At 59.8% G+C, this 13235-nt stretch carries 12 protein-coding genes and 1 pseudogene; 2 read left to right on the top strand and 11 right to left on the bottom strand.

Annotated features, from left to right (window positions below):
- Positions 1-57 precede the first annotated feature (57 nt).
- The 5 genes from JOH52_RS28920 to JOH52_RS28900 all read right to left on the bottom strand — a co-directional run bounded on the left by JOH52_RS28920 (position 58) and on the right by JOH52_RS28900 (position 5898).
- The gene (locus JOH52_RS28920) at positions 58-1716 is read right to left on the bottom strand and encodes a dipeptide ABC transporter ATP-binding protein (protein WP_014531595.1); all 1659 of its coding nucleotides are present in this window, start codon (positions 1714-1716) and stop codon (positions 58-60) included.
- A complete protein-coding gene (locus tag JOH52_RS28915) occupies positions 1713-2588 on the bottom strand; it encodes an ABC transporter permease (RefSeq protein WP_014531594.1) in 876 nt (291 codons plus the stop codon). Before JOH52_RS28915 ends, JOH52_RS28920 begins: the two co-directional genes overlap by 4 nt.
- 13 nt (positions 2589-2601) lie before the next feature.
- Positions 2602-3579: an ABC transporter permease gene (locus JOH52_RS28910; protein ID WP_014528611.1), complete on the bottom strand. Its 978-nt coding sequence runs from the start codon at positions 3577-3579 to the stop codon at positions 2602-2604.
- Positions 3580-3585: 6 nt separating this feature from the next.
- Positions 3586-5181 (bottom strand): ABC transporter substrate-binding protein, encoded by a 1596-nt coding sequence (locus JOH52_RS28905; protein ID WP_014531593.1) that lies wholly within the window; start codon positions 5179-5181, stop codon positions 3586-3588.
- A gap of 159 nt (positions 5182-5340) precedes the next feature.
- Positions 5341-5898 carry a hypothetical protein gene (locus JOH52_RS28900; protein ID WP_014531592.1) on the bottom strand — a complete coding sequence of 186 codons (558 nt, stop codon included), beginning with the start codon at positions 5896-5898 and terminating at the stop codon, positions 5341-5343.
- Positions 5899-6023: 125 nt separating this feature from the next.
- On the opposite strand from JOH52_RS28900, the gene JOH52_RS28895 reads away from it, so the two are divergent.
- Positions 6024-6263, top strand: a complete 240-nt coding sequence (locus JOH52_RS28895) for a helix-turn-helix domain-containing protein (protein ID WP_026029982.1) — start codon at positions 6024-6026, stop codon at positions 6261-6263.
- 389 nt (positions 6264-6652) lie between these two features.
- On the opposite strand, the gene JOH52_RS28890 is transcribed toward JOH52_RS28895, so the two are convergent.
- From JOH52_RS28890 to rctB, 5 genes and pseudogenes are all read right to left on the bottom strand, one after another.
- The gene (locus JOH52_RS28890; protein WP_017265833.1) at positions 6653-7267 is read right to left on the bottom strand and encodes a GNAT family N-acetyltransferase; all 615 of its coding nucleotides are present in this window, start codon (positions 7265-7267) and stop codon (positions 6653-6655) included.
- Positions 7268-7278: 11 nt separating this feature from the next.
- Entirely contained in the window at positions 7279-8511 is a 1233-nt protein-coding gene (locus tag JOH52_RS28885) for a hypothetical protein (protein WP_017272646.1), read from the bottom strand.
- Positions 8512-8686: 175 nt separating this feature from the next.
- On the bottom strand, positions 8687-9754 hold the full coding sequence (locus JOH52_RS28880) for a class I SAM-dependent methyltransferase (protein ID WP_017265831.1): 1068 nt from the start codon (positions 9752-9754) through the stop codon (positions 8687-8689).
- Positions 9755-9961: 207 nt separating this feature from the next.
- Positions 9962-10692, bottom strand: a pseudogene (locus tag JOH52_RS36285) (helix-turn-helix transcriptional regulator).
- A gap of 277 nt (positions 10693-10969) precedes the next feature.
- The gene (gene rctB, locus JOH52_RS28870; protein ID WP_014531586.1) at positions 10970-11293 is read right to left on the bottom strand and encodes an SMa0974 family conjugal transfer regulator; all 324 of its coding nucleotides are present in this window, start codon (positions 11291-11293) and stop codon (positions 10970-10972) included.
- A 173-nt stretch (positions 11294-11466) separates the two neighbouring features.
- Here rctB and traI point away from each other — a divergent pair, with 173 nt between their 5' ends.
- Positions 11467-12087 (top strand): acyl-homoserine-lactone synthase, encoded by a 621-nt coding sequence (gene traI, locus JOH52_RS28865; protein WP_014531585.1) that lies wholly within the window; start codon positions 11467-11469, stop codon positions 12085-12087.
- Positions 12088-12491: 404 nt separating this feature from the next.
- Here traI and istB read toward each other — a convergent pair whose 3' ends face one another.
- The gene (gene istB / locus JOH52_RS28860) at positions 12492-13229 is read right to left on the bottom strand and encodes an IS21-like element helper ATPase IstB (RefSeq protein WP_012477343.1); all 738 of its coding nucleotides are present in this window, start codon (positions 13227-13229) and stop codon (positions 12492-12494) included.
- Between the last annotated feature and the right edge of the window lie 6 nt (positions 13230-13235).

Raw genomic sequence — 13235 nt, 5'->3', positions numbered from 1 at the left:
GTTTCGAAAATTTGGCAGATCCTGCCTGGATGCTGTCGGTGAGGCGTGCCGCGCCGCTCAGCATGTGAACCGCTGGGGGCGGGCGTTGATGAGCGCGCGGGTGTAGGGATTGTCGGATCGCGAGAAGATGAACTCGGTGGGCCCGAAATCCTCGATCCGGCCGTCCTTGAAGATGTAGACGGAGCTGCACATCGCTTGAACGATCGCGAGGTCATGGGAGATGAAGACCATTGTCATCGCCCGCTCCGCTATGGTGTCCTTCAGGAGACCGACGATCTCGGCCTGAACCGAGACGTCGAGCGCGGATGTCGGCTCGTCCGCGACGATGATCTCAGGCCGTGCCAACAGGGCGCGAGCGATACAGACACGCTGCTTTTGGCCACCGGAGAGCTGATGCGGATGGCGGGCGAGCAGGCTTCGCGGAAGACCAAGCCGATCCATCATTGCGGCCACTTCCGCCGGCTCTTCGCCGGAACGGATCCTCCCGCCGAAGCGGATGCTCTCGTCCAGCGTCTCGCCGATGGTCATGCGGGGGTTGAGGGAGACGGATGGATCCTGGAAGATCATCTGGACGCGGCCGAGAAGACCGCTGCGGCGGCCGCTTCGCGAAACGTCGAAGGCGTGTTCCCCGATTGTGATCCTGCCGGTCGGCGCCTTGTCGAGGCCCGCGAGGATGCGGCCGAACGTCGTCTTTCCACTGCCGCTCTCGCCGACGATCCCGGTGATCGACCCGCGCGCCAGGCGAATACCGACGTCGCGCAGGCCGAATCTCGGCTTGCCCCGGCCGACGCCCCAGGCAAAACCCTGCGGCGCGAACTGTTTCGAAAGGCCTTCCGCGACCAGAAGCGGGTTCTGGTCGCCGTCTAGGGCGGAAGAGCCTGCTTGGCCGCTATCAATGCGTGTCGGGATTCGAAGCCTTGGAACAGCGGCGAGCAGCTTCTTCGTGTAGTCATGGCCGGGCTGATCGAGAATGGCGGTCGTGCGGTCCGCCTCCACCACCTGGCCCTTTCGCATGACGAGTACCCGGTTGGTGATTTCGGAGATCACGCCCATGTCGTGGGTGACGAGGATGATCGAGACACCGGTTTCGTCGACAAGTATCTTTAGAAGTTCCAGAACCTGCTTCTGAACCGTCGCATCGAGCGCCGAGGTCGGCTCGTCGGCGATGATGATGTCAGGAGAGCCGGCAAGCGCAATGGCGATGACGACGCGTTGCCTCTGCCCGCCGGAGAACTGGTGCGGGTAATTGCGGTATCGCTGCTCCGGTTCGGGAATGCCGACGCGGGCAAGCAGATCAACCGCGCGGGCACGCGCCTCGCGCCTGGAAAGCGAGCTGTCGAGCGCAAGGCAGGTTTCCTCGACTTGGGCGCCGACGCTCATCAGCGGATCGAGCGAGGCGGTGTGGTCCTGGAAGATCGCCGATATCCGCCGTCCTCGAAGCGTCTGGCGCTCGTCGGCAGTCATCCCGTCGATCGCCTTGCCATCGAACTCGATTGTTCCGGAGGTCTGCTGGAACTCGGGCGAAAGCAGCCCGAGGATGGCATTGCCGACGGTCGATTTGCCGGCGCCGGACTCGCCGATGATGCCGAGGATCTCGCCTCGCCCGAGTTCGAAACTCACGTCGGACAGGATTTGTGTTGTGGCCGAGCCCGAGACATGGCGAAGGCCAAGGTTCTCAACCCGCAGCAGGGGTGTCGTCACGTGTTCCACGGTCATCGCGAATGGTTCCTTGGATCGAGGCTGCGGCGAACGTCTTCGCCGACGAGATTGATGCTGGCGATCAGGCCGAAGAGGGCGAGGCCCGGGAACAGGCTGATCCAGTATTGGCCGGTCAGGAGGTACTGGAATCCGTTTGCGACCGCCGAGCCGAGCGAGGGCTTGTCGATCGGGACGCCCAGCCCAAGAAAGGAGAGGGTCGCCTCGAGTGCGACGGCATGGCCGACCTCGATCGGTATCAAGGTGACGGCGGGCGCGATGCTGTTCGGAAGCAGGTGCCGGACGATGATCCGGGACGTTGGCAGCCGCATCAAGCGGGCCGCATCCATGTAAGGCTTGTTCGCTTCGCTGAGTGCGACGCCGCGGGCGATCCGGGCATAGGTCGCCCATTGCGCGATGATCAACGCCAGGATGATCCGGTCTATGCCCGGCCCGAGCGTGACGATGGCGATGAGCGCAATCAGGATCGTCGGCAGGCTGAGCTGCAGGTCGACCAGCCGCATGATCGCGATGTCGACCCATTTCCCGAAATACGCGGCACTGACGCCGGCGGTCAGCCCGATCAGCGCGGCGAGCGCGCTACTGACGATCGACACCACCAGGCTGATGCGCAGGCCGTAGAGAATGGTGCTGACGATGTCTCGGCCGAGACCGTCGGTTCCAAGCAGGTAGAGATAGCCGCCGCTGCCACGTGTACCGGGTGGCGAGGACGCCTCCCAGCCGTAGATCTGCAGCGGGTCATAGGGATTTTGCGGCGCGATCAAGGGTGCAGCGATGGCAATCAGGATGTAGCTTGCCAGCAGCAGCTTGGACGCGGTCAGCACCGGTCCGTGTCGGCGCCTCTTCAGCGCGCTTACGATGTGGGCTTTCATGACGGGTCACCTTTCATGAAGACAGGCGCACGCGCGGGTCGAGCACGGCATAGAACAAGTCGACGAGGGCATTCAGCGCGACGAAGGCGACGGCAATGACGGTCAGCGTCGCCATCACCACTGGCCGGTCGAGGAGCTGGATGGAGTCGATCAGAAGCTTGCCGACGCCCGGCCACGAAAAGATCGTTTCCACCACCACGGCAAAGGCGAGCATGCCGCCGAACTGCAGTCCGATGATCGTCACGATCGGCACGCTGATGTTCGGAAGGGTGTGGCGGAACAGGATCCTTCGCGCGGAAAGCCCCTTGGCGCGGCAAAACCTTGTGTAATCCAGGTTCTCGACTTCGATTGTTCCCGATCGCGATAGGCGGGCAATCAGAGCGATGTTCGGTATCGCCAGTGCCAAGGCCGGAAGCACGAGGTGCCATAATCCATTTGCAGTCAGAAAACTCCATTCCTGACCCAGGAAGCTCGCAGTCAAGCCGCGGCCGCCGGACGGGAACCAGCCGGTCAGGATAGCGCCGACGAGGATCAGCATCATCGCCAGCCAGAAGGAAGGGATGCTCAGCGCCGACACGCTCGCCTTGACCAGGGTTCTGTCGAACAGCGTGCCGCTGCGTCGGCCGGCAAGGAGTCCGAGTCCCGTCCCGAGCGGTGCGGCGATCAGCATCGCGATGGAGGCGAGCTCAAGCGTTGCCGGCAGTTTGCTCATCACCAACTCGAAGGCGGGCAGATGATAGATGTAGGAGGTGCCGAAGTTGCCGCTGACGACATTGCCGATGAATGCGAGGTATTGGCGCCAGATCGGCTGATCAAGACCGAGCGCGATCGTTGCGGCGTGAATATCCTCGGGCGTAGCTGTTTCGATGTTGACGACGTTGAAGACCGGATTGCCGACGCTGTGGATGCCGATAAAGCCGATCAACGACATGGCGATGAGGAGCAGGAAGGCTTGGCCCAGCCTTCCCAATGCAACCGAGATCATGCCCATGACCGCTTACTCCATCGCCGGAAGCGTCTGCATCGCGGTTGTCCAGCCGCGGGGGTGCAGGACATAGGAGCCGATCCGCGAGCCGTAACCGACGATGTGATGGAAGTGGTAGAGCGGTATGATCGGCTGGTCGGCCATCACGAGTTCCGTCGCCTGCGCGAGTGCCGCATTGCGCTCCGGCCCTACCGCAATGCTTTCCGCCCTTGCGAGCATCGCGTCGAAGGCCTCGTTGCGATACTTCCCGAAGTTCAACGCACCGGTCCCGCGCTCTGGGTCCGGGGATGCCAGCAGAGTATGGAGAATGATGTCGACCGCCTCGCCGGAGGTGCCGCCGTACCAGACGCCGTAATCCCCTGCCGCCCGCTTGGTGTTGAATACCGAGAAAGGCGCGGCCGCTGGTTGAGCATTGACGCCGATGCGGGCCCAGCTCTGGGCGACTGCCTGAAGGCTTTCGGCGTCACCGGGGTAACGGCCCGCCGGCCCGGCAAGAACAAGGTTGAAGCCGTCCGGGAAACCGGCCTTCGCGAGAAGCATCTTTGCTTCGTCATAGTTTGGAGCCTCAGGCAGCAATTTCGCCGAGGTGCCCGGCAGACCATTCGGAAAGACCTGGGCGGCGGCCGTGCCATAACCGGCGAGAATCTTGTCGACGAGAATGCCCCGGTCAGTCGCCAGCGCAAGCGCTCGGCGCACGAGCGGGTTCTTGAACGGATTGGCGATCGGTTCGCCCGACTTGTCAGTCACTCCTGGAAGCGTGTCTCGCGCGACGTCGAACTGTACGAAGTTGACACGTGCAGCACCGACGCTCGCGACCCTGGCGCCGCGCTCCTTCAAGGAGGCAACGTCGCGGGCCGGGATCGCGTCGGCCACATCGACCTCTCCCGTGCTGAGCGCCGCCACGCGCGCTGCCGGGTTCTCGATCACCCGGAAGGTAACCTTGGACCAGGCAGGTTTGCCGCCCCAGTAGTCGTCGTTCCGGGCAAGTCTCAGGCTCTCGCCGGAACTCCAGCTCTCGAACCGATAGGGTCCAGTGCCGTTGGGCGGGTGACCCGCGTTGAGGTCCTCGGTCGTCTCGACCCCCTCAGAGGGCCGGTTCATCACGAAGAGGGAGGAGAAGAAGAGTGGCAGATTGGGGACCGCGCCGTCGGTTTCGATCAGCACTGTGAGGGGATCGGGTGCCGAGACCGACTTGATGCCGCTGACATAGGAGCGAAAGCCGCCGCTCGGCGGTTTGAGGAAGTCCCGGATGCGCTCGATCGTGTAGACGACATCATCGGCGTCAAAGGCCGAGCCGTCATGGAAGCGGACCTTGTCACGGAGCTTGAACGCCCATTGCGTGTCGGACAGTGGCCGCCAGGAGGTGGCGAGCCCAGGCTTCAATTCGAGATTCTCGTCCTGGTAGACGAGCCGCTCGTAAATATGGGAGAGCAGTGAGGTGTTCTCGTTGAGATTGGCATATTGCGGATCCAGCGTCATCAGCTTGTACGATGTAGCGATCCGAAGCTCTCCGCGTTCTTGCGCCGGCGTCGCCGAAGCACTCCCGAGGAAGATGGAGAACAGAAGCGCGGAAAGCAGGCGTGGCCGAAATGGGCTTCCCAGTTTCATTTGAAGTTCCTTGTTTTAGTTTTTGGTAGAGTCGGAACGCCGCATTGGAAGCAGTCCCAACGCGGTGCTCCCACGGCGAAATGCATGCAAAGGCGCGGTGCGCATGTCATGTGAAATTGAAGGAAAGGCCGGAATCCCGCGTACTCTGCCACCGTCCGTTCAGCTGCTTTGAAACTCGGGTCGGAGGTCGGCCGTAGACAGGCAATCCCGTCCGCTCGCAACTGAGGCCATATCGATTTTCAGGAGGTCGGCGATGACGATGCGGATTTGCGGCCAAGGCTCTTCTTGGCCTGTGGGCGAGGGCTGCCATTTGGTCATGGCGGCATGGAGTTTGGCGGCGGCGCCTGCGACGGACACCGCCGGCGTCTTCCACAAGGTTTCCGCGGCCTGCTCCTCCGCGATGGATGCGCGATCTTCAGCTTCGAGGGCCTCGCAGTAGGTTCGAGAACCTGCGGCTTGCTCAACCGATGGTGGCAAAACCACTGGAAAGAGGGATCTTTCGAGCCGCTGTTGTAGCAAACTTGATTCGCTCAGACGCTGCCAGGCGGCGCACCATTGGTGCCAAACTACGAGCGCCGGATCGGCATCGCACGCACCCCAGGATAGCTGTTTCGTCTGAGTAAGCTCTTGATATGTGGGTAAAGACGCCGCCACGAAAGATTGAAAATCTCCCCGGGTGACCGTAGACACAGTTCTGCTATTGTCGGAATCAGCCATGATCCGAGCTCCCGTAAGCTTGGTTGTGGTCAGGCTGTGTTCGGTGTTGCGAGCACCGAGCACGGCCGATCTGGAACCTTAAGTGCCACATGAACGAAAAAAGTTCAACCGGAAAACCGAAATTTATGAGTGTAATAACGGGTGCTCAAATTCGCGCGGCGAGGGCATTAGTTCGATGGAGCGCCGAAGAGCTAGCAAGTACTGCTAGTGTGGGTCTCTCGACGATACGACGGGCGGAGGCAGAAGATGGGCCACCGACAATTACGGCAGCAAATCTAAAGCTGATCCGAATTGCTCTCGAAGGCGCTGGTATTGAGTTCATTCCGGAAAACGGTGGCGGCGTGGGTGTTCGTTTCAAGAAATAGTAGCTGGCTAGGCCGTTTATCGCCCGAACAGGTCACCGCTCTTCCGCAGGCCGAGCACGTCGGCAGCAACCTGATCAGCAAATTGCCCCGCGGAATAGCGGTTTTCCTGATCCGTCCACCGGGCACATGTTTTGCCGTGCACAGTTACGAGATTGCGTCAGGCACTGGGCCTCTCCATTGCGCAAGCGAGGGGAGGTTTGTCGATTCTAGTGGTGAAACCTGCCGTTGATACCTCCTGGCACAGACCTCTTTTTTGGGTGGAGGGCGGAAGTTCAGGACCGCCTCCGCTGAAGGCTCCGTCGGGGACGAAGCGGTCATCACCAACCCAATCGCCGAATGGCGCGTTCGGGGCCAAGGACGAAGCCGATATTTCGGCTACCGGTATTAACCTAGCGATTATTCAAGCGGAGTACCATGATCAACTCATCGTTCTCCGTACCGTGACCAAGACAGCCGTTTGGAATGCGGCCAACTTCGACGAAACCGTGGCGTTGATAGAAGCGTATCGCTGCCGAATTTTCTGCATTTACCGCAAGCTCCAACTGCAGAACTCCGTGATCTCGTGCATGCTCTGTAACGTTATGCAAAAGGTTTGCTGCAATTCCGGTCCCTCGTTCGCCTTTCCGCACATAGACGCTGACAAGCTTCGCGCGATGCACCATTTTCCTCGCACGCTCAAACTTGAGCCCCATCATGCCGACGGGCTGCCCGTTCAGGAACGCGACAAAAACTGGCTGGTCAAGATGCTCGCGCCATTCACGGTCGGAGAGATGGAGCCAATCGTCAAATACGCTCGCAAACGAAAACGGTTCGTGTGAAAGCGCCTCCAGCCGTATGCGGCGAAACACGTCCACGTCCTCGACTGATAGGCGCTTGATTACCGCCCCTTCTTCAATCGACACATCGACCTCCACCAAGTTCCGGCTGAGAAACACCGTATCCCGCCACCTGGGCATCTGATCGCATGGCATGTAAACGCTCCAGCAGCGAAGCCGCTCGGCCATCCGTCACTTGCTCACGATCCCGACCACTGCCACTCGACGGAACCCGAGTTGATGACACCGCTGGCGATTTGCTTCGACAGGTTCGCCCAGATCGGATCCCCGGTGAAACTTCCTAGATCACCGCTCGACTGCACCAAAGGGATCTGCGCGTATTCTGAAAGGGACCTCGGGCTTTGTCCGAAAAGTCCGATCTCCTGGAATGGATAACCGCCAGCGGGCTTCAGGACACGGTGGCCCCAAAGCCCGGGTCGGTCGTCCCCACGCAGTTCGGCCAAGAGATCGGAATTACCCGACTGCTCAAGGCCGACCGCAGTAAGATAGCGCATGAGTGGGTAGTAGATGGTCTGCCGACATCCCCCAAGTGCCCTCACACCGGGCAGAATGGAAGTCACTAGGAACACTGTATAGAGGCTGGGCACGATCGCTCGTTGCCGAAGCCCCGCTGCGATATTATCCGGCCGGAACTCCAATTCGAAACCGGACGGGGCCGCGGCCCTGAGGGCATTTTCCTGGAGCCGGAGCGGAACAACCCTGCCTTTTTCCAGCCGCCAGAAGAGATCGGTCGTCCTGCGGACCCAACCCTTCCAGGGTCCAATGCTTAAGCGATCCATGGCAACCAGGATGCTTTCGGCAACCTTGTCTCCGAAGAAACGAGCCGACATCCAGGACTCTTGGTCGTCGAGATGGTCAGCGACCAGGTCTGCGATGTCGAAATCATCGAGCTGAAGTAGCCTGATGGGGGAGGGGAGCTTGCGACGCCAAAGCGTTTGGTTGGCCGCCCTGATTGCGTCGGCCGCAGAAGCAAATTCAACCGTCGGCAGTTCGGCGAAGAGATGGACGGCAGAGGCGTTTGGTGCCGGATCGCCTTTGGCATTCGAGAAAGCGAAGCGATAGGGACCATTCAGACCGCAGATGCTTAATGAATCCATCCGGCTCCGCGGTAAGCCGAAGACGTTCAGGGGCTCGCCTTCAAGCCAGAGCCATCCGGGGCCTTTCTTTGATTTTTCCGAGAAGCTGACTGTCGAGGCGTGATACGTGATGTACCATTGCCGGCTATTGGCGCACAGGCCCAACAGACTGAACAGATGCGTGTAGAACGCATCCGGCTCGATCAGCAGCATGCAGTGCGGACCGGTCTGCAGTACCGGCGACGCCATCAACTGAAGGCCGGCGCTTCGAGCTTCCTCAAGATCGTAACCGGACTTGCGCCCCGCTCGTTCTATGCAGTGGCAGAGCAGCTCCATTGCATGACGACGCACGCAACACTCGGAATGGAATTTCTCGACGTGGTGGGCAACCGACGCGTAATCTCGAAGGGGACGCTCCCAATAGGAGGTAAGATGCGGCATTAAGGCAGACAGCGCGCTTCGCACGTCGCCTGCGCTGCAATGCTCGCTGACCTCTGGGGTGGCCGCCATTTCACGATGCCAAGCGCCTGGGCGCGAGCAGCGTCATGGTACTCGCCCTGCGCCACGTCAAATCAGGAGCCAACCCTTCCACCTCCGTATCGACGACAGCGGCTGGCAAATGTTCGTAACAATAGGCTGGTGGAATTGCGGGCTTTAACATCAGCGAAATCAGTTCCAAGACGGAAGCCCGGGAGTTGGATGACACGATTGTGTAGAAATTCCCGCTGTTCCAGGTTAGCACTGAGTATCGGAAAAACGCTCCCAGAGCGGCTACGGTAGTTGCCACATCGACTTGAAGATCCGTCATCGTGTTCAGGACTTCATCCTTTTTCTCGGAGATGTGACCGGTCGAGAAGAACCGGGACTTAAAAAGCTCGTCCTTCTGTCGTTCGCGCTCCTCATAGACGTCGCGGTCTTCATGCGCGAGCTTCTGCACCTGGACGAGAAGACCGCCAGGCCGTATGCGGGGGACGACGAACTCCAGCTGCTTTAGCCGGTCACGGTCGTACATCTGAAACGTCGTGTCTTCCAACAGCACGTCAAATCCGTCCCGAAATGGGAGAAGATCCTCGTCGGTCGCGTATCGATCGTCGTCCAACTCAAAGAACGGGCCGTGGAAGAAGTGCGCGTGTTCGCTCCCCCGGTTCGCAAGGAATGATGTCCGATTGGCTGCCGTTGGACTGCAGCAGAGCGCCTCGATGCGACCATTGCCAAGCGTGGCAAGCGTGCGCGCAAAGCAACCGGTGCCTGTGCCCAGCGTGTATATTGTCGTTAGGGAGCCGCTGCGTGCCCAGGCCCTCAGGCCGAGGGAAAGTATCGCAGCACCCAGGCGGCATTCCTCTTCGAGCCTATAGGGAATGCTGGCGAAGTAATGGCTGTCGAAGTGTCCCCAAAGACGCCGATGCGTATCCGCGAAAACTGCGCTCTCCAGATCAAAATCGAGCAGGCTCATGTCGATTTGAGGTTCGGCAAGGTCCGGTGCTCCGCCCTGTCCGCTGGCGGTCCTTTCGAAGAACGCTGCGAACGATGTAAGCCTGGGCGCGTTTCGCCAGCGTTCAATCGTTAGTCGATTCACCATAACCACCTCCCGACATTATCGGCGGTGCGCTTCATCTCGGCTCTCGGCGAGATGTTTCGGTTGCGCTAGCCCCTGCCGTGCGTGAGTTTGTGATTGCTATGTGTGGACCCTTGCGAGCGGGCAGCCAATCTACCGAATTCGGTAGATTGATGCTGTCGGGAAAGCCGGATGGAGACATACAGGTCCCGAATCCTCGATCGAGCGCGCTCAGAACTTGATTAACTCGAGGAAGCTCGCCTTGGCGACGGCCTGATAACTTGTAGCAGCATTCAGCTTGATCCTTGCCGAACGCAGGTACAGTTTCACGGCGTTTTCTGAGATGCCGAGGTCCGCTGCTATCTGCTTGGAAATCCGGCCCGTTGCAAGCAGCTGCAGGCACTGAGTTTCGCGCCTGGAGAGGGTCCGATAACGGCCGACCTCTCGCAGACCGCTGGCCGAAAGCGTCGTCTCATGAAGATAGTGAGAAAGGATCTGCAGCTCGTGAATGCTCGAAGTGCGTAGCCGCGACCAATCGCGCTTGGGCAGGTTCGAGCTCACGGAAAAGAGGCAGCGTTCGCCTTTCGAGCCTCGGATTGGGATCGTCAAGCCATGGGGCCCGATGTCGTACGAACGCGCTTCCTTAAATAAACGGTACGCCTGTGCTGACCGCCGATCGAGAGAGGACCAGTCCACCGGGAGAAATCCCACCGAATGACGTCAATTACCGGGTCTATGTCGAAATAACGCTTGTTTACGTATATCTCAGTCCACTTACCGGGATAGGTCGTGCAGTAATCGGGGTACAAACCCGACCTGCCTCCGCTGCAAACCACAAGGAATGTCATATGCGACAGGCCGTATCGCGCGCAAAGCTCGTCCAGTGCAGGGTGAAGGTCCCGGCGGTGCTTCGCTGACTGCAGCGTCCTCAGGGACAATGACAGTCTACGGTTGTCGACCATCGGTGGACTGCTTCGGTTTGCTGCCATTCGCCCTGTGTCTCAAACCTGGAGAACCGGATCCTAATGCCAGCGCTCCCGTAGCGAAACTGTAGGAAATACGAGTGGCAGATATGACAAGGGGGGCATAGGCAGAGTGGCATGCTGTTTCTCATCCTCGGGACGGACTTTTCACCGTCGCGCGAAGACTTTGACGTTCCTTGCGATGAGCAGCTGAAGGGAATTCGGCAAGTCCAGGGAGGGGCTATTTCCCACCCTGCCAGTGCTGGATGTGTCTGGGTCATCCTCTCATAGGGTCGAATGGCGCCCTGTCCACCGGGCGCCATTCGACGGCTTCACCAGGAAACGTCGCGATGACGGACAGGCTCCCCTGCAAAAGCGCCTGAATGCCATAAAATGTGAGGATGTCTCGTGCGGAGACGTGAAACAAAAGTGCGCCCTCAGTCGATCTTATGATCGCTTCACCTTCGCCGAAGTCGAGTATCCTGCCGGTCTCGAAGTGCCTGATTGCTCCACAATACTTTCCGAGGCGTACAGAAAGGCTCTCTATGGCGCAATCGGTGTGCGTTACGTAAACGAGAGCTTCGGCGGTGTGCTTGTACATCGACTTCCTTTCCCTTTGACCTTCGTCCTTGATTGCCTTCCGTTCCGAGCTACTCATATCCGCGATATTCATGCACGCTTCGGTCAAACACTCGACTACTAACTTTATTAGTCGCCCGAGCGCCAAGACTCGTGTTCAGTAGTCTACGAGCGAGATTTCTTCGGAGATTGGTGATGGAGATACTGGCTGTACCGGCCGCGGCGCGTGGAGAATTTGCTGACCTAATTGATTCGATGCACCGACTGCGTGCCTGCGTCTTTGGCGACAGGCTGGATTGGGACGTAGAGATAAGGGACGGGCGTGAAGCCGACGCCTACGATCAATTCGACCCGACCTACATCCTAGCTGTTTCCCCCACAGGTGCGGTGGCGGGTTGTGCAAGGCTTCTGCCAGCTACAGGCCCGACAATGCTCGCCAATACCTTTCCGCAGCTCCTGCCAGCGCGCGGTTTGAACGCTCACCCAGGCATGGTCGAAAGCTCGCGCTTTTGTGTCGACACTGCGCTCGACCAGCACAGAACGCCAGGGCCTCTCCACAAGACCACGCTGATGATGTTCGCCGGCATCATCGAATGGTCGATGGCGAACGGGTACCACGAGATTGTCACCGCAACTGATCTGCGTTTCGAGCGCATTCTGAAGCGTGCCGGGTGGCCGATGCAGCGCCTCGGCCCGCCGTGCCCCATTGGCAACTCGTTGGCCGTTGCCGGAATTCTTTCTGCCGATGTCGGAAGTCTTGATCGGATTCGCGCTGGTGCCGCTCGACCAGGGACTCGCCACACCGTCGCTGTTTAACAGATACCGGCAACCGGGGGCGCCGCGCGGAGTGTCGTCGCTGCACCGTCGGCCGGCCTAACGGCCGCGCCGCTGCAGAGAATGACGCCCGAATTCGCTCGGGATCGGCCCGAAACAGACATGGAGTCCAAAGGGGAGGTCTTTGAATCCAACGCGGCCCCAGATCTTGATTGGCTCGATTGATGCGGATTACTATCTGCTGGTCATCCGTATCCTAGAATCCGAGGGATATCAGGTCATCCTTCGTTCTGGGGGTTGGGGGAATCGTCCATCTCGCATGCCGATTCCGATGAAGCCGCCCCTTTGTTCCGAGATGATTGCGCCCCCGGTTTCCGGGATGATCTCGCCCCCTGTTTAGTGGGGTCTGCAGGCGATGATTGTTGTCAGTTCATTCAGGCGAGGTGTCAAGCTTTGCGCGGTAGATTTCGGCGCAGACTATCGCCGCTCAATTCGATGCGGTGGGCATTGTGGACCAACCTGTCGAGTATGGCATCGGCGTAGGTTGGGTCGCCAATGACGCCGTGCCATGCGGACACGGGAAGTTGGCTGGTAATGATCGTTGATTTGCGTCCATAGCGATCTTCGAGGATTTCCAGCAGGTCGTGGCGGGCCTGTTCGTTGAGCGGCTCGAGCCCCCAATCATCCAGTATCAGGAGCTGAACATGGCCCAAGGTTCGTTGCAGGCGGGCGTAGCGGCCATCACCACGCGCGAGCGCAAGCTGGGCAAACAGCCTTGGGACACGCTGATAGAGAACTGAGCGATCGTCTCGGCAAGCCTTGTGGCCGAGAGCGCAAGCCAACCAACTCTTTCCGACACCCGAGGGTCCGCAAATGGCCAGATTGTCATGGGCGTTGATCCAGTCGCCACCGAGCAGCTTCATGAAGAGAGCACGGTCGAGGCCGCGGTCGGCGCGATAGTCGACATCTTCTGGGGTGGCCTGGTGGCGAAGCTTGGCAAACCTGAGGCGTGCCGCAAGCTTCCGATCGTAACGGGAGCTCCACTCCCGTTCGAGCAGCAGTCCGAGCCATTCGGCGTGCGAGAGATGTTCGGCTTCGCCGTTGGCAACAAGTTCGCCAAAGGCCTTTGCCATGCCGGCCAGGCCCATGGCATTCAATTTATCCAGTGTTGGATGGGCAAGCATCTTTCG

Origin of the sequence: Sinorhizobium meliloti (genome assembly GCF_017876815.1) — a bacterium.
In the GTDB taxonomy this organism is placed as follows: Bacteria; Pseudomonadota; Alphaproteobacteria; order Rhizobiales; family Rhizobiaceae; genus Sinorhizobium; species Sinorhizobium meliloti.
This window is presented reverse-complemented; position numbering and strand designations above follow the sequence as displayed.